General features: G+C 51.0%; 18 protein-coding genes. 10 read left to right on the top strand and 8 right to left on the bottom strand.

Features of this window, described 5'->3' with window-relative positions:
- Window positions 1-4: 4 nt before the first annotated feature.
- The 7 genes from EHW56_RS02945 to rne all read right to left on the bottom strand — a co-directional run bounded on the left by EHW56_RS02945 (window position 5) and on the right by rne (window position 13,434).
- A complete protein-coding gene (locus tag EHW56_RS02945; RefSeq protein WP_152796480.1) occupies window positions 5-1,000 on the bottom strand; it encodes an ABC transporter ATP-binding protein in 996 nt (331 codons plus the stop codon).
- A gap of 27 nt (window positions 1,001-1,027) precedes the next feature.
- Window positions 1,028-2,014, bottom strand: a complete 987-nt coding sequence (locus EHW56_RS02940; protein WP_046075426.1) for an ABC transporter ATP-binding protein — start codon at window positions 2,012-2,014, stop codon at window positions 1,028-1,030.
- A complete protein-coding gene (locus EHW56_RS02935; RefSeq protein WP_046075427.1) occupies window positions 2,011-3,039 on the bottom strand; it encodes an ABC transporter permease in 1,029 nt (342 codons plus the stop codon). The genes EHW56_RS02940 and EHW56_RS02935 overlap by 4 nt, the downstream gene beginning before the upstream one ends.
- Before the next feature lies 1 nt (window position 3,040).
- Window positions 3,041-4,027, bottom strand: a complete 987-nt coding sequence (locus EHW56_RS02930) for an ABC transporter permease (protein ID WP_077579530.1) — start codon at window positions 4,025-4,027, stop codon at window positions 3,041-3,043.
- A gap of 83 nt (window positions 4,028-4,110) precedes the next feature.
- Window positions 4,111-5,799, bottom strand: coding sequence for an ABC transporter substrate-binding protein (locus EHW56_RS02925; RefSeq protein ID WP_046075429.1), 1,689 nt, complete (start codon window positions 5,797-5,799; stop codon window positions 4,111-4,113).
- 987 nt (window positions 5,800-6,786) lie between these two features.
- Entirely contained in the window at window positions 6,787-10,194 is a 3,408-nt protein-coding gene (locus EHW56_RS02920; protein ID WP_152796482.1) for a response regulator, read from the bottom strand.
- 288 nt (window positions 10,195-10,482) lie between these two features.
- On the bottom strand, window positions 10,483-13,434 hold the full coding sequence (gene rne / locus EHW56_RS02915; protein ID WP_152799300.1) for a ribonuclease E: 2,952 nt from the start codon (window positions 13,432-13,434) through the stop codon (window positions 10,483-10,485).
- Window positions 13,435-14,128: 694 nt separating this feature from the next.
- Here rne and rluC point away from each other — a divergent pair.
- From rluC to EHW56_RS02895, 4 genes are all read left to right on the top strand, one after another.
- Entirely contained in the window at window positions 14,129-15,091 is a 963-nt protein-coding gene (rluC, locus tag EHW56_RS02910) for a 23S rRNA pseudouridine(955/2504/2580) synthase RluC (RefSeq protein WP_077578964.1), read from the top strand.
- A gap of 4 nt (window positions 15,092-15,095) precedes the next feature.
- Window positions 15,096-15,821 carry an HAD-IA family hydrolase gene (locus tag EHW56_RS02905; protein ID WP_152799196.1) on the top strand — a complete coding sequence of 242 codons (726 nt, stop codon included), beginning with the start codon at window positions 15,096-15,098 and terminating at the stop codon, window positions 15,819-15,821.
- Between the two features lie 83 nt (window positions 15,822-15,904).
- The gene (locus EHW56_RS15455; RefSeq protein ID WP_077607486.1) at window positions 15,905-16,075 is read left to right on the top strand and encodes an acetyltransferase; all 171 of its coding nucleotides are present in this window, start codon (window positions 15,905-15,907) and stop codon (window positions 16,073-16,075) included.
- On the top strand, window positions 16,075-16,461 hold the full coding sequence (locus tag EHW56_RS02895) for a type II toxin-antitoxin system death-on-curing family toxin (RefSeq protein WP_077607468.1): 387 nt from the start codon (window positions 16,075-16,077) through the stop codon (window positions 16,459-16,461). Before EHW56_RS15455 ends, EHW56_RS02895 begins: the two co-directional genes overlap by 1 nt.
- A 59-nt stretch (window positions 16,462-16,520) precedes the next feature.
- Here the strand turns inward: EHW56_RS02895 and EHW56_RS02890 are convergent, their stop codons facing one another.
- Window positions 16,521-17,114 (bottom strand): nucleoside triphosphate pyrophosphatase, encoded by a 594-nt coding sequence (locus tag EHW56_RS02890; RefSeq protein WP_152796486.1) that lies wholly within the window; start codon window positions 17,112-17,114, stop codon window positions 16,521-16,523.
- A gap of 322 nt (window positions 17,115-17,436) precedes the next feature.
- Here EHW56_RS02890 and yceD point away from each other — a divergent pair, with 322 nt between their 5' ends.
- From yceD to fabG, 6 genes are all read left to right on the top strand, one after another.
- Window positions 17,437-17,967, top strand: coding sequence for a 23S rRNA accumulation protein YceD (gene yceD / locus EHW56_RS02885; protein WP_152796489.1), 531 nt, complete (start codon window positions 17,437-17,439; stop codon window positions 17,965-17,967).
- 5 nt (window positions 17,968-17,972) lie between these two features.
- Window positions 17,973-18,143, top strand: coding sequence for a 50S ribosomal protein L32 (gene rpmF / locus EHW56_RS02880; protein WP_046075434.1), 171 nt, complete (start codon window positions 17,973-17,975; stop codon window positions 18,141-18,143).
- Between the two features lie 9 nt (window positions 18,144-18,152).
- Window positions 18,153-19,175: a phosphate acyltransferase PlsX gene (gene plsX, locus EHW56_RS02875; protein WP_152796491.1), complete on the top strand. Its 1,023-nt coding sequence runs from the start codon at window positions 18,153-18,155 to the stop codon at window positions 19,173-19,175.
- Window positions 19,176-19,183: 8 nt separating this feature from the next.
- On the top strand, window positions 19,184-20,143 hold the full coding sequence (locus tag EHW56_RS02870) for a beta-ketoacyl-ACP synthase III (protein ID WP_046075436.1): 960 nt from the start codon (window positions 19,184-19,186) through the stop codon (window positions 20,141-20,143).
- 19 nt (window positions 20,144-20,162) lie between these two features.
- On the top strand, window positions 20,163-21,119 hold the full coding sequence (fabD, locus tag EHW56_RS02865) for an ACP S-malonyltransferase (RefSeq protein WP_152796493.1): 957 nt from the start codon (window positions 20,163-20,165) through the stop codon (window positions 21,117-21,119).
- Window positions 21,120-21,186: 67 nt separating this feature from the next.
- Window positions 21,187-21,921, top strand: coding sequence for a 3-oxoacyl-ACP reductase FabG (gene fabG, locus EHW56_RS02860; protein ID WP_046075438.1), 735 nt, complete (start codon window positions 21,187-21,189; stop codon window positions 21,919-21,921).
- Window positions 21,922-22,063: the final 142 nt, after the last annotated feature.

Genomic DNA, 22,063 nt, shown 5'->3' with positions numbered 1-22,063 from the left:
GTCGCTATTGCTCGTACAAATAGCAGCGCACATAGTGGTTGTCGGCGAGTTTGGTCACGCCGGGTAACTGCTCAGCGCATTTGGCTGTCGCATGTGGGCAGCGGCCAGCAAAAGGGCAGCCGACCGAATCCGGTGTCCATAGGGGGATCTCACCCTTGTTGCCCTTTAGTTTTTCATGAATAGACTTGCTCGGGTCGGGTACGGCCGAGACCAACAGCTGGGTATAAGGGTGTTGGGGATGGTGAATAATCTCTTCGGTGTCTCCCCATTCGACCATATGGCCGACGTACATCACCGCCAAGTCTTCGGCAATGTAGCGCGCGGTGGCGATATCATGGGTGATGTAGAGCAGCGACATTTGCTTCTCCACTTTCATCTCTTCCATGAGGTTAAGTACACCGGCACGAATCGACACATCCAGCATCGAGGTCGGCTCGTCGGCGAGTACCACTTCCGCACCCACGGCGATGTTTCGCGCTAGGTTTATCCTCTGGCGTTGACCGCCCGACAACTGGTGGGGGAATTTCTCCGCCGTTTCTTTGGCCGGAGTCAAGCCCACTTGCTCGAGCAGCTCGAACACCCGCTCTTTCAACTGAGCTTTATCGCGCTTGGCGACTTTTTTGTGGATCAATAACGGGCGCGCAATATGGTGAAACACATTATGGGTGGGGTTGAGCGAGCCAAAAGGGTCTTGCCATACCATTTGTAGGCCTTCGCGATAGCGCATCAGCTCATCACGTTTTTTAATGGTGGTAATATCGCGGCCTCGATATTCAATGCAGCCGTCGGTCGGGGCGTACATTTTTGCGATCATTTTCGCGGTGGTTGACTTTCCCGAGCCCGACTCACCCACCACGGCAAGTCCACGGCCTTTGTACATTTTGAACGAGACATCATTGATCGCTCGCATCATGGGTTGTTTAAGGGCATGACTGTTAATGGGAAAATCTTTCACCACGTTTTTCCCTTCAACCAGCAGTTCTCCAAAACCTGTACTCATCTCTGACTTCCTCACATTGGCGCGTTATTAGAGTTTTTGTTGGGCGATGGGCTCGCCGTATAGATGGCAGTTGGAATACCGTCCTGGTTCGATTTGGCGCAGCGCCGTTTGGGTGGTTCGACACCGCTCATGCACCTGAGCACAGCGCGCTTGAAAGCGGCAGCCGGTCGGGATTTCGAGCAAATTGAGTGGATTGCCCGGGATCCCCGTGAGCTGGCGCTTAGGCCCGGTGAGTGAGGGGAATGAGCTGCCCAGCCCTTCGGTGTAGGGGTGGTAGGGGTTGTTGAGCACCTGTTTGGACGGTGCGACTTCAATCAGCTCACCGGAGTACATGATCCCAATCCGGTCGGAGAACTCCACCATGAGCGATAAGTCATGGGTGATAAACAGAATCGAAAAGCCAAACTCTTCTTTTAACGCGTAGATTTTTTGCAAGATCTCGCGCTGCACTACCACATCTAATGCCGTGGTGGGTTCATCCATGATGATCATTTTCGGATTGAGGGCCAGTGCAATCGCAATCACTAGACGTTGACGCATTCCGCCCGAAAATTGGTGCGGATAATCGGTCAGGCGGCTAGGGTGAATATCGACAATTTCCAGCAAGCCCTGAGCCCGTTTGACCGCTTGTTTGCGGGTCAGGTTGGTGTGGCGCATTAGCACATCGCAAAACTGTTCTTCGAGCGTCAGCACTGGATTAAGGGCATTCATGGCGCTTTGAAACACCATCGACATCTCCCGCCAGCGAAAGTCGCGCATCCGAGCGTCGCTGTAATCGAGGATATTCTCGCCGTTAAAGATGACTTCTCCGCCGGTGATAAAGGCGGGTGGCTTATGTAGACGCATCAGCGAAAAGGCAACGGTGGATTTACCGCAACCCGATTCGCCGGCCAGACCAAAAACTTCACCGGGGGCAATGTCAAAACTAACGTGATCACAGGCTCGGACATCACCGGCATCGGTAATGTAGTCCACGCACAGGTCACGGATTGAGATAAGTGGGGTGCGACTCATGATTTATCTCCACTGATCAGCATGTGTTCGGCAACGGGATTCTCGTCGCGGGCTTTCTTTTCTTGTTGGCTGAGTTTTTTCCAGCGCTTCATCCCTTTTTGCGCTCGTAATTGCGGGTTGGCAATTTCATCCACCGCGAAGTTGAGTAACGCAAGCCCCGTAACCAGTAAAGTCAGCGCAATACAAGGTGCGAGCAGCTCCCACCACGCGCCAATTAACATGGATGAAGAGGTTTGCACGTTGTAGAGCATGATCCCCCAGCTGATGGTGTTGGGATCGCCAAGGCCTAGAAAGGAGATAATCGACTCCATGGCAATGGCATACATCACCGAACCAATAAAGCTAGCGCCAACAATGGGCACGAGATTAGGTAAGATCTCGACAAAGGTGATACGAAAGCGCGACTCACCCAGCACTTCGGCAGCTTTCACGAACTCTTTTTCGCGCAGGGCAAGGGTTTGTGAGCGAACCACCCGTGCGCCCCACGCCCACGAGGTGCAGCCAATAATGATGGCGATCGTCAGCGGTCCGGCTTCGCCGATAAATGCGGCGAGCACGAACAAGAGTGGGTATTGCGGGATCACCAACATAATGTTCATCGCGGCGGTGAGTACATCGTCAACCCAACCGCCTAAATAGCCGGCGGTAATACCAATTAAGGTGGCGAGCACACACACGGTGATGCCTGCCCCAAAACCCACCGCTAACGAAACACGGGCGCCATGTACTAACTGCGACCAGACATCACGACCCATACGGGTGGTACCAAGGACATGGTCGGCCTTTTTCGACATCAGTAGGGTGCGACGATCATCCGCTAAGTGTGTGGCGACCCAGCCGTCTGGATTTGCTTGCGCCGCTTTGACGATAAAGCTTGGGTATTCATGCGGGTTACCGGTGCGTTTATCAGGTGCATGCTGGGTTAATAAAGGCGCGAAGACCGCCATTAATATAAATAGGCCAACAATGATGGAGCCTGCGCGGGCAATTTTATTGCGTACTATAAGGGTGAGGAGATCTTTCATATTATTTGCCTCCTTTGCGCAGGCGTGGGTCAAGGACCACGTACAGCATGTCAGCAATTAAGTTAAACGAGAGCATAAACAAGGTCATAATCAGTAGCTGGCCTTGTAGGACTTGGTAGTCACGCGCGTTGATCGCATTCAAAAGCACTGAGCCAAGACCGGGGTAGTTAAAAATGATCTCCACAATCAGTTGGCCCCCGATGGCAATACCCAGCGACATCGATAGCGCAGTAACACTGGGCAAGAGTGCGTTCCGGGCGGCGTAGTTAAATACCACGCGGTTTTCACTTAACCCTTTGCCGCGGGCCATGGTGATGTAGTCTTCCGCAAGCAGGTTAATCATGTTGTTACGCATGTTGACCAAAAAGCCGCCGACTTGAATGATGGAGGCACAAAAAAGCGGGAGTACGGCGTGATAGGCCACATCTTTAATAAAGGCCCAGCTGGTCCAGTCAGGGGTGACGCCCGGCGTGTAGGCATATCCGGTTGGAAACCATTTCAGGCCAATGGCGAAAATAAACAGCGCTAACATCGCGATAACCACTTGAGGTACCGCTTGGATGATTAGCATTCCTGGGGTGATCACAGCATCGTATTTTCCGCCGCGCTTCCAAGCGGCAAAAATCCCCAAAATCGAGCCCAGCGAGAAGGACAGCAGCACTGCACTGCCGGCAAGAAACAGCGACCAGCCAAAGGCTTTGCCGAGGAGCTCGTTTACTGACAACGGATAAAACTGGATGGAGGTGCCTAAATCCCAGCTCAACACGTTTTTCATGTAGGTGAAATACTGCATATAGAGGGGGCCATCAACAAAGCCCAGCAGTTGTTTCATTGCCTCAATCCGCTCTGGAGTGACTTGCACCGAGGCGTTGGCAAACATCATGGTGACAGGATCACCGGGCATGGCACGAGGAATAATAAAATTGAGTGTTGCTGCCACTAAAAGGGCAATCATGTAAAAAGTTAGCCGTCGGAAAAAATAACCCATAACCCACACCTTACACAGCGAAGTGGTGATGTTCGTGGCGTGAACACCGTGGAAAAGCGGGCGCGCAAGGCGCCCGATATTGGTTACTGAACGGGCTTAAGGTCCAGCACATGAAGAAGACGCTCAGGAATGCCGGCCCAGATAGAGGGGCGACCTTTCGGATTGTCTTCGTTCCACCAACCGGTGAAGCGGGTGGTGTTGTATTGATACATTTGTGCACCAGAAAGCACCGGAATAGTGACCTGATCCTTGGCGATAATCGCTTGGATTTGGTGGGCAATTTCCAGCTGCTCAGCCTTGTCCGCGGTTTTGTAGAAGCTGTCTAACAGCTTGTCGAGCTCGGCATTTTGGTAGTAATGCATTGCGAACCGCGGCATGCCATCCCCTTCCTGTAAGTTGGAGTTATACGCGCTATTCCAATAGGTATAAGGATCAGCACCGTGGAAGTAGTTGGTGTAGGCGACGTCGTAGTCGGCTTCGAGCATCGCTTGGCGGTATACCGAGAAATCAGGGGTACGTGCTTTGGCTTTGATACCGGCCTCGGCAAGTTGCTCAACTGTTAGTTGAACGGTGTTGTTGAAATCGGTCCAGCCATTGGGGGATTGGATCTCGAGCTCAAACGACTTACCTGATGGCGTTTCCACAAAGCCATCGCCGTCTTGATCTTTAAAGCCGGCTTTAGCGAGCAGTGCTTTGGCGCCGTCTAGATCGTACGTATTGTATTGGCGATATTTTTCATGCACTGCTTCGTCGGACCAAGACTCAAAGGCATAACCTAAGCCAGAGGCGAAGTCGTTTACCGTACCACCACCATAAAACGCGATATCAATGATGGTTTGACGGTCCAGCGCCATCGAAAAGGCGCGACGGAAGTCGACATTGGTTAGCGCTTCACGCTTGGCAGGGTCTGGGTCATTAAAATTAACCATAAAGGCTTGGGTGCCGGCGGCAGGATACCAATAGTGATGGTTTGGATTAGCGGCGGCATAGGTGCGATCAATGTCAGGAATAAACGATGAGGTCCAGTCCATTTCGCCGTTGATCACTTTACTTAAAAACTGATCGTTATTGGCAATTTGTGGTACGCGCAGACAGTCAACATCGAGGTTGTCGTTATCCCAATAATGCGGGTTACGACATTGAATATAGAGCTGTGATGTGAAGGTATCGATGGTGGTGAAGGGGCCAGAGCCTACCGGGTTTTCATTGGTGTAAGACGCGGGCTCTTCAACATTTTTCCAGACGTGTTCAGGCACCACAGGTACTTTCGCAATTTCGTAGGGGACATTCGAGTTTGCCTCAGTGAGTTCAAAGCGGACGGTGTAGTCGTCTAGCTTCTTCACGTCATCAACCCATTGGTTAATCCCAGATTGATCCAACTCAGGGTGGTTTTTGACCAAATCAAACGAATACACCACATCATCGGCGGTATAGGCTTCACCGTCTGACCATTTCACCCCTTCGCGAAGGGTGAAGGTGACACTTTTCAGGTCATCCGCCATTTCATAGCCACTCGCGAGACGAAAGACAGGCTGGTTGCCTTTCATTTCGTTAAACACCACTAAAGGCTCATAGATAAAGTCAGTGGTGGTGTGCAGATAGGTAGCGCCGAGGAAAGGGTTAAAGTTACGGACAAAAGTATTGAATTCTTTCGGGTGGATAGTGAGCTCACTGCGCTCGGCGGCACTGACGCCAGCACTTGCGCTCAGCGCACCGATAATTGCAGAGGCAAGTAGGGTCTTGCTGGCAACTCTAATGTTACTCGAAAACATAGCCATTCCTTACTGTTGCTTTCAGTTCACGTGATGGATAGTGAGCTCGTTGCTTACAACCTTCGCGAGCTCAAGCTTACTGTGTTGCCGACCCTGACGTTGTGATTATGGATGGGATGCCCCAAGCGATACTTGTTGCTCCAGGCCAGCAAACAACTCCACTAAGCCCAAGTTAAGTGAAGGCTGCAATGTGAATAATCGTTAAAACCGTAAAAAAGCGCGACGTTGACGTTATTTTCGTTAAAAAAAACAGCTAAAAAGGTTGTCCGCTTCAGGATGCAATCACGATTCTCTCCTGATAACGACCCTGGATGGAATTATAATAATATAAAAATCATAAGGTTATGCTTAATTGTCTTTTGGGTGATGCATGTCACACGCCAAAACACGCTTATTTTTTAACGAGAAAAATAGGTATCTATTTTGTTGTGACAAGTCGCGCATTTCTGAGTTATATCCGACATAAAAGGGGATTTTTGCCAAGAAGCATTGCGATTGAAATGAGGTTGGTTCGCAAAGATTATTAATGAGCGATTTTAGCTCGTCAGTCAGAACACTTCAGTCAGAGGGCGTCAGTCAGAGGACAGGCACGTGAAGAGAACCGCCAATAGGACAGTCACCGAGGTTTGCTCACTTACTTCGATGCGCCTGTCCTGATAGGGCGCTAAAAGGGAGTGCTATAAGTGTCTGTCCCCACAAGAGCTGATAGTGTGTCGGACAGAACGAGGAGCCTGCGGCTAACATGTAGGTGCCTGTCCTTACAAAAATGAGAGCGCAAGAAGTACGACTGTCCTCATAAGAGACAGTGCCTGTCCCCGTAAGAGGGTGCCTTAAGAGGGTGCTTGTCAGGGTAAAAGTGCCTGTCCCCAGAAGCAGGGATGCTTAAGAGGGTGGAGAAACGATAGCGGGAACGAAGCAGTGCCTGTCCCGATAGGAGCTACCTGTCCCGATAGGAGAGGCACTGGGAGAGGGAGCGATTTGGCTGTGTTAGTCTTCTAGCAGTAGCTGGCGAAGTTGTTGGTAATAGGACTCCAGCTGAGTACGGGTCGTACTACGTTTGTCACAATGATCGAGGATAAAACGAATGGAGCTCAGCACTGTGCGCCATCGCGGGGTTTTTGGCAGGGTTTCGATGAGCAGGTACTTATCCAATGTGCGGGTTTGTAAGCTACTACGGTCAAGGTAGACGCGCCAAAGACCACTTTGCTCGGCAAAATCGAATTTGCTTTTGCCTGTGGCTTCTTCCCAGTAATGCAAGCTGGCTACCATGGCATCAACAATTAGCTGTCTGCGTGCGTTGGCTTTATCTTGTTGTTGGTGTTGCGCTTTTTCAGCGATAGCTTCAAATTCGCCCCCCATGGCTTTTAGCGTTTCAAGTTGGCGCGAGTCTCCGCCTAATGCGTAGCCAGATAAGGCTTCGATGGCGCTTTCTAGGCTCTGTATACGAGACTGAGACACGGGAGCGTCTGTGTTGATGACATACAGGCTATCAATGTCAGACTCTGCGGGAAAACGCAGCAGCATGCCGTCGACGTCTCGGGGACGTCCTTCAATATAAATGGTCAGTGGGCCTTGATAGCGCTCCATCTGATTGGCCTGCTCGGGCGCTCTCACTAAGGCTTGGCCATGCATCCGTTTTACCTCGTCTTGCTCACGCTCAAACAAGGAGGCTGCCGCTTGGTTAACAAAGCGAACCTGGCCATCTTTTCGCATACCTAACATAGCTTCAGGAGCGAGAGAGAGCTGTGAAATCAACCAAGACTGGGTTTCGAGTAGACTGGCCTGTTGCCGAGCACTTTGTTCAAGCGCCTGCTCGAGGCGTTGATTTTCTTGGCGGCGCTGTTCCGCTTGGCTAGCGGCAAGATGTGTTGCTATCCGTGCGGCGAGCTCTCTTTTATCAAAGGGCTTACAGAGATAATCATTCGCGCCGACCTCAAAGCCATAGATGCGATCATCAGGCTGATTTAAGGCCGTTAGCATGATAATCGGAAGTGCAGCATGGTCATAGCGTGCACGCAGCTGCTCACAGACCTCGAATCCACTCATTCCGGGCATTAGCACATCGAGTAAGATGAGATCTGGCTTTGTGGTGGCGATATGATCAATCGCTGTACGTCCATCACTGGCTGTACTGACCTGATAGCCTTCAATATTAAGAAAACTGGTCAGCACTTGTTGGTTGGTTGGCTCATCATCGACCACTAAAATATGTAAGCCATTGTGATTATGCTGGCTTTGCGAAACAACGTCCGAAGAGGAGTGAGCGAGGGTCTCTCGCGTGTCATCTTGATGAATGTGTTGGGTAGAGACGGCGGAAAGCTCGGTGGTCAACACCGGAGGCTCATTGACGCTCGGAAGGGTGAAGCTAAAGGTGGTCCCCACTTGCGGCTGACTACTGACGTACAGCTGGCCGCCCATCAGCTCAACAAGTTGACGACTGATGGATAGACCGAGGCCTGCGCCGTGTTGATAATGATAGTGGCTACTCACTGCTTGTGCGAGCGGTTCAAAAACGGTGCTTAGCTGTTCCGCGGGGATCCCTTTACCCGTATCAACCACTTGGATGCGAACGCGATCGTCCAAGGTGTCGGCGCTAATAACAATCTTACCCGCATCGGTGAACTTAATCGCATTTCCCAGTAAATTGTACATAACTTGCTCAAGCCGTTGGGGATCCGCGTGTACCCAGATTGGCGTGTCGCTAAGCTGATTAATGATGTCTAGCGGCTTCTCTTTTTTAAGGTGCTTGGCGAGTGACAGCACAAGCTGTGTGATGGCGTTGAGATTGACAGGACCTTGCTCCAAATCCAATTGCCCATAGCGCATTTTATGGTAGTCCAAGAGATCATCAACCAACTTGGCCAAGCGCTGGCCGCTGTTGACGATAATCGACAGTTGATACTGATGATCGCGACTAACCGGACCGTTCGCACCGTCAATCAGTGCTTCGGCAATCCCTATCATGCCGTGTAAGGGGGTGCGAAGTTCGTGAGAGGTGGTGGCCAGGAATTCATCTTTCAGCTTGTTGGCGACATGCAGCTCTTCATTCTGAGCACGTATGGTGGTGATGTTAGCTTCTAAGGCCTGGTTTTGTTGGCGTATTAAGGCCAGTTTTTCGCGAATGGCATGGCGCATGCGGGCAAAGCTCACCGCCAAACGCCCGATTTCATCACGACGACGCGTGTGGTGGATTTGGGTATCAAGGTCACCTGCACTGACTTTTTCTGCCGCCCATGTAAGCTGAAGCAGTGGGCGAGTAATAAAGTTGGACATATAGTGCGAGGCAATGACCACCGCCAGAATCGCAAGTAACATGGCAACGATAAAAAGCTGTTGCAGCTGGTGGATTCGAGCGTAGGCCACTTGCGTAGGGACTTCAGCCACTAGCCCCCATTTGAGACCGTGGGCGTGAATGGGGGTGTAGGCAGCGAGCATAGTTTGGCCTGATTGGGTTTGATAGCGGGTGACGCCCGTTTCTCCGGCTAATGCTTTTTCTATGGCAGGCGTGTTATTGACAAGCTGACTGTTGCTGGTTGAATGCGCTCGAGTCTTGCCGTCATCGCCGACGAGGTGTGTTTCAATTGCATTGGTTTCTCTGGGGGCCATTAGCCTGGTAAGGGCATGATTAGGAAGCCGGAAGATCGCGTAGCTATGCAGGTACCCTTGCTGAATAATGGGGGCGCCAAGCCATGCAACGGGTGCGTCGGTATCTTCAGCAGAAAAGTCCGAGATAATCACCTTAGGCGTCGGATCTAACTTCCCTTTTGTTTGTTGCGTTTGCTGTTTTAGGGCCGCGAAAGTGTGTCCCAGTCGTGCATTGCGATGCGGGCCTGAGAGTAGGTTAGTGCCAAAATTGTCCAGCTTTTTCACCGAATAGGTGACGTTGCCTTGCTTGTCGACTAAGAGGAGGTCGTCAAAATCTGCGCGAGCGAGCAAAGCTTGATAAGCGCGGTGGTAGCGTTTGTGTAGCAGCCGATAACGCTCGGTGGCGGAATAATTGGGATCGTCCTTGTGCACAGGTGTTTTGACCCCTTCACCGGACCCAAGGTAATAGCGGCGTTGTGCGTAATCACGAGCGGCGTCGATGTTTGGTCGTAGTCGCTGAAAAGCATTGACCAAACCATAAAAATGCCCACCACTGGCGTAGGCGAGCTCTGAAGCAACAAATCCAAGGACTTCCGCCTCTTTCGCCTCAAAGTAATCGTTGATTTGCTGCTGCTTACCGTCGCGAACCGATAAAAGGTGTGCCGTGCTTTGTTCTTGTAGATCTTGGCTATGGGCGTTAAGAAAAAACAAGGCGACCAAAATCAGAGGGAGGAGGCTCAATAGCAGGAAGGCCAGCATCAAGGTGTGATGGAGGCGTTTAAATGGGTAAGCAGTAAACAAGGTTTTCATAAGCAACAGCATCTTCCCTACAGCAACGTTCCAATGTCGTGGCCAGCGTCTACGCCTCTGATGAGCCTGTTTCTCGCGCGACGACACGACAATCATTGTCTGCCTTGACGTTACTGAGTTTTTTCGCTTTGACAAGGAAGTCGCGATGGAAGCGTGTGGATCGACGCACTTTTCCGTGTATCGCTGCAAGATTGCGTATGTTTTGCCCACGTTATTTCATGGAACAACGGTCAAATAAAAAGGCCTCGACAGATGCCGAGGCCTTTAGCATTCCGAAAGCAAACGGAATTAGTACTGAGGTTTGGTCGCCGGTGCGTAGGCAGACGCTCGTGCCTCTGCGCTTCCCGCCGCTTTCGCTTCTGGGTTAGGCGCTTTAAAGGCAGCGACTGCCACAGGGCTGTCATCCATCGGTTGGATCGGTGCCGGCGCTTTCATCATTGGTGATGTGGCGCGGCGGTATTGAATCGTTGCCGTCGGGGCGTTGATTTCCGCTTCGCGCTCAATCACTTTCTCGGTCACCAAATCGACCTCTGAGTCTTGCTCAGGGGTTGTCGCTGGCGCGTCTGGCGTCGCGACCTTAGGCGCAGCGTCGATCACAGGTGTTGCTTGGTTTTGTGCCGGTTGCGGTGCAGGCTCAGGGGTGTTTATCGAAGCCATCGGTTGGGTCGACACTGTGTCCGTCTCCTCCGATTTAGCTTGCATGATAATGACTTTACCCATGGCCATTTCTGGACGAGCAACACCACTGACAATGGCCTTATTGTTTTGGCGCTTGTCTTGGCGGCGGCGATCTTGCTTCACTTTCACCGGTTGCTCTGCCGACCACACCTTGCCCATCGCCATTTCGGGTGATGCCATACCGGTGGTGAGTGGCATTGGGCTTTTCACCATTGGGCGACGGCGACGACGCTGTCCACTGGCGCGAAGGTGGCGCGGTGAGCGACGGTTACGGCGCTTGTCCTGCTGACCTTCTTTCTTCGCGTTATCAGGCTGCTGCTTGGCTTGTTGTGCCACTTCCGCCCCGACCTGTTGCAAGTCTTTGCTTTGATCAGATGTAGTGTCTGTGGTGGCTTGCGTCTCCGCATTGTCTTTGTTGATACGCACGCTGCGGTTCAGCTTACGACGCTGGCGACGTTGTTTAACCTGTTCGGTTTTCTCCGCCTTTTGGTCTTGCTGCTTGTTGCCTTTATCCGCATTGTCAGACTGTGGCTTGTTTACCTTGGCCTCATCTTGTTGCGTCGTAGGCTTTTTCGCTTTGTCGTTGCGGTTATCGTTACGGGTTTTCTTCCCTTTACGATTGTTATCGCGACGCTCTTCTTGCGGCTTATTCTGGCGGCGTTGTTTGTTGTTACGTCCACGTTCGCCGTTGTTGCTATCACTTTGCTCATCGCGGTTTTGTGGCTTATGGCCACGCGACTTATTGCGTTGGTTATGTGAGTCGTGTGATGGCTTCTGGTTTTGCTTCGTCTGAGCTGGCTCAGGTGCAGCGGCAGGCTGTGACGACGCGGTTGCTGTATCCTCTGCTGGCGCGGCAAACAGGCGAGAGAAAAACTTACCAACTGTCGCGAACAGGCCTGGCTTGGCTGTCTCGGCTTCAGTGGCAGACGTGGTGGTTTTGGTTGCGCTTGGTGCCGGCGAGCTTGGCGCTGCAAACCCTTGTAATACAGGTTCTTCACGTTTTTTCGCTGGACGCGCTTGTTGTGGCTCTTCGCGTGCTTCTACTTCTCTGAGCGCATCAATCTGGCTTGGCAGCTGATAAGACAGGTTCGCCATTTCTTCACCGCCGCGGACGCGAACCACATCAAAGTGTGGCGTCTGCATGTCGGCATTGGGTACCACGACCACTTTGACATTGTGGTATTTCTCAATGTGCTGGACCGAGCGGCGTTTTTCGTTAAGTAGGTAAGAGGCGACGGGGACAGGGACGATACCCAGTACTTGCGCCGTGTTCTCTTTCATTGCCTCTTCTTCCATCAAACGAAGAATGGACAATGCTAGCGATTCGTTATCACGAATTACACCAGTGCCTTTACAGCGCGGGCAGATATGATGACTGGCTTCTGCCAGAGACGGGCTGAGGCGCTGACGTGACATTTCCAGCAAACCAAAGCGTGAAATGCGGCCAATTTGTACCCGTGCACGGTCCATGCGGACAGAGTCACGCAATTTGTTTTCCACCTCGCGCTGGTGGCGGACAGGGGTCATATCGATGAAGTCGATCACGACCAAACCACCCAAGTCACGCAGACGCAATTGGCGTGCAATCTCTTCTGCTGCTTCGATGTTGGTTTGGCGAGCCGTCTCTTCAATATCACTGCCTTTGGTGGCTCGGGCAGAGTTAATATCGATTGAGGTTAGGGCTTCGGTAGGATCAATGACAATTGAGCCACCTGAGGGTAAGCGCACTTCGCGTTGGAAAGCAGATTCGATCTGACTTTCAATCTGATAGTGGCTAAATAGCGGCACTTCGCCTTCATAAAACTTGATGCGGCTGACAAAGTCAGGACGAACCAGTTTGATGTGCTCTTGGGCGCGTTGGAAGACCTTCTCACTGTCGATCAAGATTTCACCGATATCACGGCGCAGATAGTCACGGATTGCACGGGCAATCACGTTACTTTCTTGATGGATCAGGAAAGGCGCAGGGTTGGCGCCAGCCGCTTCTTTCACCGCTTGCCAATGATTGAGCAGGACTTTCAAATCCCATTCAAGCTCTTCGGCCGATTTACCCACACCTGCAGTGCGTACAATCAAGCCCATCCCTTGTGGCAGTTCGAGGCCAGACATGGCTTCTTTTAGCTGACTGCGTTCTTCCCCCTCGATGCGACGAGAAATCCCGCCAGCACGTGGGTTGTTTGGCATTAATACCAAATAGCTGCCCGCAAGCGAGACAAATGTAGTCAGTGCAGCCCCTTTGTTGCCGCGTTCTTCTTTGTCCACTTGGACAATCACTTCCTGGCCTTCTTTCACCACATCTTTGATGTTTGGACGGCCTTGATAGGTGTAACCGGAAGGGAAGTATTCGCGAGCAATTTCTTTTAGAGGGAGAAAACCGTGTCGTTCGGCGCCATAGTCAACAAATGCCGCTTCCAGGCTAGGTTCGATACGGGTAATGCGTCCTTTATAGATATTAGCTTTTTTCGATTCATGGCCAGGACTCTCGATATCGAGATCGTATAGCCGTTGACCGTCAACCAATGCGACGCGCAACTCTTCCTTCTGAGTTGCGTTAATCAACATTCTTTTCATCTGATTTTTCTCATTTATTTATCGTTGTTATTAGCGGTTGATGACGAGAGCAGTCGTCAATGCTGCCTGACCCCAAGTCTGATATGGTGCAGCCTCCCGGCTGGAGAAAATCAGGGGTGCGCTCGGGCAAGTTTTAATCGGCCAGCTGCAACGGTTTTTATGGCTCACCGGATTACGCAGTTGGCGTCCGCCGTTTTTACCGATGGCGGAGAGCTCTGACACTGACTAACAGTCTCGTGTCAACACACTAAACGGGTGCTTTTGGTTTACGTCTTACGCCAATTGCCGCGTAACGCCTTAAAAGCATTCGGAATTATGGTTCTTTTACGGATATAACCGTATACAGCTATCACTTGATTGACTCATCGCAGACCAGGCCTTTTGTCGAAAAGTGCATGTTCCACTGATGAAATCGCTGTCACAGGCGATAAGCTGTGTTTCAGATAAGCGTTTGCTTTTCTGATTAACGCCGCAACTATAGCAGGGAGACTAAAGTCCAGCAATCGGCTTTATTCGCTTATGTTGTGTTGGTAGTAAAACCGCGCAGATGTGGTGTTTTTTTGCACGATAATGCCTTGTGCCGCTCGCGGTTACAGGGGGGGAACACAACCCGCTGCTGTGCTCAGTGAGGGGTGACTTGCCGTAGCAGGTGCATGTCGCTGTGCTTAGCGGTAGAATGAAGGTTATGACAGAACAAAAAACTCAAGTGCGATTCATCGACATCGATGACGACATCGCCGGCCAACGAATTGACAATTTTCTGCGAAATCAGCTGAAAAACGTCCCAAAAAGTATGATTTATCGCGTACTTCGTAAAGGAGAAGTGCGAGTTAATAAAAAACGCATAAAACCAGAGTATAAGCTGCAAGCCGGAGATGTGGTGAGGGTGCCTCCCATCCGCCTTCCAGAGCGCGATGAGAAAGCCGCGCCCAGTACTAAATTAGACAAAGTGGCCGCGCTTGAGCATTGCATTCTTTATGAAGATGACCATCTGTTGGTGCTCAATAAACCTTCGGGGACAGCGGTGCACGGAGGAAGTGGGTTACAATTTGGGGCAATAGAAGCGATGCGCGCGCTTCGCCCTAAGGCACGTTTTTTGGAGCTCGTACACAGGATCGATCGAGATACGTCTGGGATTTTGCTGATTGCGAAGAAACGTTCCGCGTTGCGTCATTTGCAAGCGCAATTTCGCGAAAAAACAGTACGTAAAGACTATTACGCCTTGGTGATGGGCAAATGGCCCGCTAAACAGCGCAAAGTAACGGCACCTTTATTGAAAAATGAGGTGAACAGTATTGTACGCGTCAATCCTAAGGGTAAGCCGTCAGAAACCCGTTTTAAAGTGCTTGAAAGCTTCGCTGAAGCAACCTTAGTGCAAGCAAGCCCTGTGACTGGGAGAACGCATCAAATTCGTGTGCACGCTCAGTATATGGGTCATCCGTTGGCGTGGGACGATCGTTATGGCGATCCACGTTTTGATGCGTATACCAAGTCGTTTGGGCTGGATCGTTTATTTTTACATGCGGCCACCATCCGCTTCCTACATCCGGGCAAGGATGAAAGCATGACGCTTAATGCGCCGATGGAGCCTAAGCTTGAGCGGGCGCTTGAGGGACTAAGGGCGAAAACAGCATCACTCAGAGGTTAAAGTAATGACAGTTGAATCACCGTTTACTTCCCCTTGGCAACCTGGCGCAAGCGAGATCAAGCAACCGTCGCATTCCGTGATTGCGCCATATTCACTGTTAATTTTTGACTGGGATGGCACTGTGATGGATTCGATTGGGCGCATTGTCTCAAGCCTGGACGCCGCGGCTAGGCTGACTGAGCAGTTGCCTATATTGCCACCAGAACGCTTGCAAACCATGATTGGCCTGAGTTTAGAAAAAGGTTATCAACGACTTTACCCTGATGCAGATCCAACATGGTATGCCGATTGGATTCACCACTATCGCCAACAGTTTGTGCACGATAACCCGACGCCGTGTCAGCTATACCCTGGCGTGAAAGACACCCTTATCTCTTTGAGAGCGCAGGGTTTTACGCTCGCGGTGGCAACTGGGAAATCACGCGCTGGGCTTGATCGGGCGATGGCCGAGACGGGAACTCAGGATTTGTTTTCGGTGACGCGATGCGCCGATGAAACGGCTTCTAAGCCGGATCCTCAAATGTTGGATGAAGTGTTAGCGCAAACAGGTATTCCACGTGATAAAGCACTGATGATTGGTGATACCGGCCATGATATGCAATTGGCCATCAATGCGGATATGGCAAGGCTCGCGGTTACTTGGGGCGTAGAAGACTCTGCCAGCCTTTCGACCTATGAGCCAGTTGCCGTACTAAACAGCCTAAACGAGCTGGTGATGGAGAGAGTATAGTACTTGTTAAGGTCTGAACGCTATCTTGCAGTCCCCAAAGATATAGACCATGATGAGTCAAGGTTTAGATGGAAGCGAAAAAAATGAATAGAAAAATTGAAACTTATGGCGTTCAATCGATCCAAAGACCAAAAATTAAAGCGAAGAAAAGCATTGATCTATCGGGCGATCTTGGACGTCAGATTATTAAGTCTGAGACTAAACTGGCTTTACGAACACACGCGAATACGTTTAAAAAGCTAGCGGATATGTGATGGATATCATTTGTTTCCCATTCGAGCGCGTTATTGAGATAAACGCTTTTATCTTAGCGTCTGGTCCCGGGATGCAAGGAGCTGTAGATCTCGGGAAACTACAAGGTGCGTTGAGTAGAATTGATAATGCAATTATCTACGATGGGTTGGATGACGTATTTGAAATCGCCGCAAAATACACAGCATGTATTGCAGTCGCGCACGCGCTTCCAGATGCAAACAAGCGTACTGGCCTAGCGGTCGCTCTAGAATACCTGTCGCTCAACGATTTCGAAATCGTACATGATAACGATCTTCTTGCGGATGCTGTTCGAGACCTTGTTGTGGGAGAAATCAATGAACTAGACTTCGCTGATGTGCTCTACGCACAATATGCGAGAGTATAAATAGTATTCCATCTATGTTGCTTTAAGACAGGGAGCGCCGATTTAGCACATCATAGCCACTAGATCACGAATATACCTTCCTTTTCTAACATTTCACGCAAGCGTATCAGTGGGAGGCCCACAAGGGTATTCGGATCACGCCCGTGCATGGCATTGAAAAGGGCAATGCCCAAACCTTCACATTTAAAGCTGCCAGCACAATCTAGCGGCAGCTCTTTGTCGATATAACGAACGATTTCTTGTTCGCTTAGCTCACGAAAATCGACATGAAAGGGCTCAACGTCCGATTGATGCTCTCCCGTATCACTATTAATCAACGCGATTCCTGTGTAAAAGGTGACTTGCTTGCCGCTTGCGCGTTTTAGCTGTTCGATCGCCACCTCTCGCTCATGCGGCTTGCCTAATACCTCCTCGTCAATTACACACACTTGGTCTGAACCGATAATGAGCGCATTATCGAATAGCGGCATCCCCGCCATGGCTTTTTCGAGTGCCAAGCGTTCAACCATGTCGGTGGCACGCTCGTTTTCATGCCGGCTTTCATCGATCGCCGGCGCGAATGCAGTAAACGGAAGCGCAAACTTTTTAAAGATGGCTTGACGATACGGTGAGCTTGAAGCCAGCACAATTTTGGGAGGTTGCGTCGTGTGCATGATCGTTCCTTATATTGCGCGCAGTTGAAGGTGACTAAACAATCTGCGTGGTCGATGATTGTTTATTTTCAACTCTCAGTCTAACCTGAAAAAATAGCGGGCGCGACTTTGAGTCGGGCAAAGCGGGAGAGGTATGTCTGGCTGGCTTGTTGACCGCGGTGAAAGGGTTGGTTTTCATCGTTGTCGGTCTGAGTAAACGAGGCGCCAGAGGCATCCCGATCACCAATGGCTTGTGCGCTTTTGTCTCTATCATCCTTTCGCGCCTGACACAGGTAACATTTTCTTTGACTCCAGCGCATTTGGAGGCTAATATTCGCGCCCTATGCAGAAGGTAAAGCTACCGCTGACGGTTGATCCGTTCCGTTGTGCACAAAAGCAACTTGACTATGATGGTATTGTAGACAAGCAGCGTTTAGTGCGTCTCGGTGAGGCAACCCAAAGCATCGATAGTGATGCGGAAGTGATGCTTTCGTTCGACATTGACGCCCAAGGGCTCAAAACTGTCACCGGTCGTGCGACCGTAACAGTGAGTCTTGAGTGTCAACGTTGTTGGGAACCATTTTCATATCGCTGTGAAACTGAATTCGTTTATAGCCCGGTTTTCAATGATGACCAGGTTGGCAATTTACCGGATGCTTATGAGCCGGCATTAGTCGACGAAAACGGTGAGATTGATCTGATTCAATTAGTCGAAGACGAGTTGATTGTGGCCTTGCCACAAGTCGCCATGCACGAAGACACCGACTGTAAGGTCAGTGCAGACAACATGGTGTATGGGGAAATCCCACTTGCTGATGAGCGTCCAAATCCGTTTGCCGTACTAAAAAACTTAAAGCAAAGTAACGAGGAGTAGGGTCAATGGCCGTACAAAAGAACCGTAAAACCCGTTCTAAGCGTGGTATGCGTCGTTCACACGATGCACTGGGTACTCAAGCTGTATCTGTAGACAAAACTAGCGGTGAAACTCACCTGCGTCATAACATGACGGCAGATGGTTTCTATCGCGGCCGCAAGGTTATCAACAAGTAAGGTTGACCCTTGACTAGGTTAACCATTGCACTCGATGCGATGGGCGGGGATTTCGGTCCCCAAGTCACAGTGCCTGCCTCCGTGCAGGCATTGTCGCATTTTGCGGACCTAAATGTGATCCTGGTGGGGGACCAATCTCGCATCCAGGCGTCACTGAATCAACGCCATGCCCAGCATCATTCCCGACTATCTATCGTCCATGCCCCGGACGTTATTCCTAATGACATGCGACCATCCACGGCGCTGCGTCGCAGCCATGGCACGTCTATGCGTGTCGCACTGGAAAAGGTGGCCAGTGGTGAAGCAGATGCGTGTGTGAGTGCGGGCAATACCGGCGCGCTTATGGCGCTATCCAAATACTTGCTCAAGCTCTTACCCGGCATCGACCGTCCCGCTCTAGTGACAGCCTTACCAGGTGCTAATTATCAACGTAAATGGTTGCTGGATTTAGGCGCCAATGTGGCCTGTGATGCCGATACCTTATTCCAATTTGCAGTGATGGGCGCGGTGTTGGCGGAGGCTGAATTGGGGTATACACCTCGAATCGGGCTGCTAAACATTGGTGAAGAAGCGATCAAAGGGAATGACTTGGTGCGCCGCTGTGCCGATCTCTTGCAGCAAAGTGAGGCAGTGCGGTATACCGGCTACGTTGAGGGCGATCAAATCTATACAGGCGAGACCGATGTGATTGTCTGTGATGGCTTTGTCGGCAACGTGGCGTTAAAAACCAGCGAAGGTGTCGCACGCTTGATCATCGACAAGGTGAAAGCCCATCTCCACCCGCATCCTATTAAGCGTTGGATCGCGAAATGGCTATTTTCTGATCTTTTAAATCAACTCCAACAGCTGAAACCCGACCAGTACAACGGCGCAAGTTTGCTAGGATTGCGCGGCATCGTTGTAAAAAGTCACGGACGCGCTGATATCGCCGCTTACGAAAACGCTATTTTTGAAGCGGTGCACGAGGTCGAACGGCAAATCCCAACTAAGATAAGTGACCGTTTAGAGGCAGTTCTTCTCGAGAGGCATTAGTAGTCTTCATGTATAGTAAGATTTTGGGCACAGGCAGCTATTTGCCTGAACAGGTTCGCACCAATGCTGACCTTGAACAGATGGTAGACACCAGTGATGAATGGATTGTGACCCGTACGGGGATCAAAGAGCGTCGCATTGCTGCACCCACAGATACCGTTGCCTCGATGGCTTATCAGGCCGCCGTGCAGGCGATAGAGATGTCTGCCATTGATAAACATGACATTGACCTGATTATTGTGGCGACCACCAGTGGTGAGCGTGCCTTTCCCGCTGCCGCTTGTGATGTGCAAGCGATGTTGGGGATTAAAGGCTGTCCCGCTTTTGATATTGCGGCGGCATGCTCTGGGTTTGTGTATGCGTTAAGTGTCGCGGATCAATATGTTAAAAACGGGTTAGCCAAAAATGCACTGGTTGTGGGCGCTGATCGCCTTTCACATACCTGTGATCCCGATGATCGCTCCACCATCATTTTGTTTGGTGATGGTGCAGGCGCGGTCGTGCTTTCCGCCGATGAAAATGATGGCATTTTGTCCACCCACTTAAAAGCCGACGGTAAATTTGGCGAGCTCTTGAAACTTAAGTATCCAGAGCGTGGTCAATCGTTAGAGGCCGATGAAGCTTGGCTTTATATGGCGGGGAATGAAGTCTTTAAAGTGGCGGTGACACAACTGGCCAATATTGTGACAGAAACGCTTCAGGCCAACCAAATTGAAAAGACAGACATTGACTGGTTGGTGCCGCATCAGGCCAATTACCGCATTATTAAAGCGACAGCGAAAAAACTGTCGATGTCGATGGATCAAGTGGTATTGACGCTTGACCGTCATGGCAATACGTCGGCAGCGTCAGTACCGACCGCACTGGATGAGGCGGTACGTGATGGGCGTATTCAACGCGGACACACCGTGTTACTCGAAGCCTTTGGTGGTGGTTTTGCGTGGGGATCCGCGCTCGTAAGATTCTAAAATTAATAGGAAAACAGCTATGTCTTCAACAGCTAGTTCTTCAACAGCGACGTCTTCAACTGCGATTGTTTTTCCCGGTCAAGGCTCCCAAACCGTGGGTATGCTCGGGGAGATCGCCGAACAATATGGTGTTGTCCAGCAGACGTTTGCAGAAGCCTCAGAAGTGCTTGGCTATGACCTTTGGGCATTGGTCCAGCAAGGGCCAGAAGCGGATTTAAATGAAACGCACCGCACACAGCCAGCTTTGTTGACGGCGTCTGTGGCTATTTGGCGCGTCTGGCAATCACAAGGTGGTGCCGCGCCCGCGATGCTTGCTGGCCATAGTTTGGGTGAATATTCTGCTTTGGTTTGTGCGGGTGTATTGGATTTTAAAGAAGCCGTTAAGCTTGTCGAGCTGCGCGGTCAATTGATGCAAGAGGCGGTCCCAGCCGGTGTGGGAGCGATGTCGGCAATTATTGGCTTGGATAACGATGCGATTGCGGCAGCCTGTGAGCAAGCGGCGCAAGGCCAGGTGGTCTCACCGGTTAACTTCAACTCGCCAGGCCAAGTGGTCATTGCGGGTAATAAAGAAGCGGTGGAGCGCGCCAATGCGTTGTGTAAAGAGGCGGGTGCAAAACGTGCATTACCGCTGCCAGTGTCGGTGCCTTCTCACTGTGCGCTGATGAAACCGGCAGCAGAAAAACTGGCGCAAGCACTGGAATCTGTCACGTTTAATGCGCCACGTACTCCTGTGGTCAACAACGCTGATGTGGAAACGCCGATAGAGCCGGCTGCAATTAAAGAAGCCTTAGTGCGTCAATTACATAGCCCGGTGCGCTGGACCGAAACGGTTGAGCATATGGCGGCTGAAGGGGTGGAACAGCTGTTGGAATTTGGCCCAGGTAAAGTACTGACTGGCTTGACCAAACGCATCAACAAGGCGTTGAGCAGCGCGGCCGTCAATGATAGCGCCAGCCTCGCCACTGCGAAGGCATAAACCGTATTACGAAGACACTTTTTGACTGCCGGTGCATGCCGGCAGAATCAACTAAAAGGGTAACCGAATGAAACTAGACGGAAAAGTAGCGCTGGTGACAGGCGCAAGCCGTGGGATCGGCCGAGCAACGGCAGAGCTTTTAGCGGAGCGTGGTGCCACCGTGATTGGTACGGCGACCAGCGAAAAAGGCGCCGCTGCAATTAGCGATTATCTCGGTGAAAACGGTAGAGGCCTGGCACTCAATGTGACCTCGCCAGAGTCGGTCGCAGAGGTGCTTGATACGATCAAAAAAGAATTTGGCGACGTTGATATTCTGGTTAACAACGCGGGTATCACTCGTGATAACCTATTGATGCGGATGAAAGACGATGAGTGGCAGGACATTATGGACACCAACTTAACGTCAATCTTCCGTTTATCAAAGGCAGTATTGCGTGCGATGATGAAAAAACGCTGTGGCCGAATCATTAATATTGGTTCTGTGGTCGGTGTGATGGGTAATGCGGGACAGGCAAATTATGCGGCAGCAAAAGCCGGCGTGATTGGCTTTACCAAATCCATGGCACGTGAGGTGGCTGCGCGTGGCATCACAGTGAATACAGTCGCGCCTGGTTTTATCGAAACCGATATGACCAAGGCGCTAAATGATGAACAGCGCGCTGCGACGCTGGCACAAGTGCCAGCAGGGCGTTTGGGTGATCCAAAAGAGATTGCTGCAACGGTGGCGTTTTTAGCCTCTGATGATGCTGCTTATATGACGGGCGAGACCTTGCACGTCAATGGCGGTATGTACATGATTTGATCGAGACCGTTGCAATCTCGAATGACACACGTCAAACTCCGATTGATTTGTCCCCAAATCGTGGTTTGACCAGCCGTGGAGGTCTTGCAACTTCCACATTAATGAATAAACTACAGCACATATCGCATCTGCGAATCTTGTA

The sequence above is a fragment of the Salinivibrio sp. VGrn1 genome, assembly GCF_009377995.1.
Classification (GTDB): domain Bacteria; phylum Pseudomonadota; class Gammaproteobacteria; order Enterobacterales; family Vibrionaceae; genus Salinivibrio; species Salinivibrio siamensis.
This window is presented reverse-complemented; position numbering and strand designations above follow the sequence as displayed.